General features: G+C 55.1%; 4 protein-coding genes. 3 read left to right on the top strand and 1 reads right to left on the bottom strand.

The window, feature by feature from the left end; genetic code table 11:
* Positions 1-429 (top strand): hypothetical protein (locus GQ56_RS46625; protein ID WP_217468869.1); only part of this gene is annotated, 429 nt, incomplete at its 5' end.
* Complete coding sequence (locus GQ56_RS41720) at positions 416-730, top strand: hypothetical protein (RefSeq protein ID WP_235212745.1); 315 nt, start codon at positions 416-418, stop codon at positions 728-730. The genes GQ56_RS46625 and GQ56_RS41720, both read left to right, overlap by 14 nt.
* Before the next feature lie 182 nt (positions 731-912).
* Here GQ56_RS41720 and GQ56_RS45925 read toward each other — a convergent pair whose 3' ends face one another.
* Positions 913-1,074: a hypothetical protein gene (locus GQ56_RS45925; protein ID WP_160257560.1), complete on the bottom strand. Its 162-nt coding sequence runs from the start codon at positions 1,072-1,074 to the stop codon at positions 913-915.
* A gap of 238 nt (positions 1,075-1,312) precedes the next feature.
* On the opposite strand from GQ56_RS45925, the gene GQ56_RS44610 reads away from it, so the two are divergent.
* The coding region (locus GQ56_RS44610; protein ID WP_200878000.1) for a hypothetical protein at positions 1,313-1,560 on the top strand (248 nt) is incomplete at its 3' end.

Here is a 1,560-nt window from a genome sequence, read left to right as displayed (position 1 = left end):
TTCCAGTACGCGCCCAATCCGATATCGTGGATCGATCCATTGGGATTGCACTGCATTCTGGCCGATACCGATCTTGTCTGTCGCGGTGGGGCATGTACTGCCGAAAGTTTTCAAACGGGAAGCGGTGTTATGTCGGATGCAAACGGGAAATTGAGTGGTATTTCTACGCAAGCTGCTCCCGGCGCAACGCTAGAAACACTGTCTCAACCGTTTCAGCATAATCAAGTCGGAGTAGCCACGGTTGGCGATATTGAGAGGGCTGGAGGAACAATTACCCTGGACGGGAAATTAAATTCAACCACCGGAAGCATGGTGATGAATCATGCAACGGTTGATGGGCTAACTGCGCAGGATGCTCAGCGGTTATTTCAGCCTACAAAGCAGAATCCAATTCCGAGGGGACAGCGAGGTGCTCGTGGGAAATGTTAAATATGTGAAAATAAATTCCAGAATATATGCTGATTTTGATAATGAGCGGCCGTTTGATGAGAATATAGTTGGTCTTTCGAAAACGGATGATGCAAGGGATTTTGACGGGAATGTTGTTGTCTTGCGCGAAGGGGATTACATTTACCTTTTCATGCCGATAGATGAAGCTTTGCCCGAATATGTTTTTTCAGAGGGGACGGTAATAAAAAATCCATACGAGACAAAACCATATAAATGGTGTTGCCAGTTGCGTGTTGCGGTTGAGAACATGGATGATTACGGAAAAAGATTTTCCGGGTGAACGAAGGGCCGCGAGCGGCCCTTGCTGTTTCTGGGCGCTGAAGCCTGAAATTGATCCACGCGCGGTTACTCGTTTCTCCCCCGATCGGGGAGAAACGCAGCGGCGGCCGCCAGTCGCCAGTCTGTAGGCGACTAGAACAGTCGTTCCGCAACCACCCGGCGCGCATCGTCGCTGAGGTGCATTTACTGAATTCCGGCGATCGCCAGCCGCAGCCAGGTATCGGCAATTGCACGATGTTCGTCGTTCGTGTCGGCCAGCGCCGCCCCCGACAATTGCCGAATTCCGGCGCTGGCCGTTGCGCTGTGGTCGGCGTCGTTTGTAGTGGAAATATCGTGTTGGTCCAAAATGCACCACCCCCTTGAAATAGCACAGACATGACGCACGCGCCAAAACGCGTGCAAACCGGTCGCTCAGCCAAGCGTTTGAGACGTACCACATTCTTGAGCGGCGAGGCGTCGCCGCTGCGGCTGCGAATCGCACAAAGCCAGAGCAGACAATGTTTGGCGGCATGGTGCAGTTTGCACCACGTGGTGTTCAGCGAGGACGCGATGCTGGGTGCGTCTCGCGTGCTGGCTCGCCGTCGTGCTCGCGCACAATGCGGCCGAAATGGGCAACGTGTTGCGCGATGGCGCGAGCGTCATCGGGCTGCACTTCGTCGCGGACGCACCCGGCGCGATGCGGGAGCCAGAGTACCAAGATGACGTCGACGTCGCGGCCGCAGGGACGCTGCTGGCGGCACTGGAAACGGAAACGGAAACGGAAACGGAAACGGAAACGGAAGCGGAAACGGAAGCGGACGAGGACGAGGACGAGGACGAGGACGAGGACGA

Origin of the sequence: Burkholderia paludis (assembly GCF_000732615.1) — a bacterium.
In the GTDB taxonomy this organism is placed as follows: domain Bacteria; phylum Pseudomonadota; class Gammaproteobacteria; order Burkholderiales; family Burkholderiaceae; genus Burkholderia; species Burkholderia paludis.
The sequence above is the reverse complement of the archived record's forward strand: the minus strand, read 5'-3'. Positions and strand labels throughout refer to the sequence as shown.